Below are 202 nucleotides of genomic sequence, written 5' to 3'. Positions count from 1 at the left end.
TGAGCACGACGAACAGCAACGTGGCCTCGCTGTCGACATCGTCCTCAACAGTGGCAAGCTCCCTGTCGACCGGCCTGAGCACGACGAACAGCAACGTGGCCTCGCTGTCGACATCGTCCTCAACAGTGGCAAGCTCCCTGTCGACCGGCCTGAGCACGACGAACAGCAACGTGGCCTCGCTGTCGACATCGTCCTCAACAGT

1 protein-coding gene is annotated in these 202 nt (G+C 61.4%); it reads right to left on the bottom strand.

The genetic code is table 11. The features are described 5' to 3' along the window. The coding region (locus F3J20_RS32485) for a hypothetical protein (RefSeq protein WP_275691497.1) at positions 1-202 on the bottom strand (202 nt) is incomplete at both ends.

Origin of the sequence: Paraburkholderia sp. Cy-641 (assembly GCF_011752945.1) — a bacterium.
Classification (GTDB): domain Bacteria; phylum Pseudomonadota; class Gammaproteobacteria; order Burkholderiales; family Burkholderiaceae; genus Paraburkholderia.
This window is presented reverse-complemented; position numbering and strand designations above follow the sequence as displayed.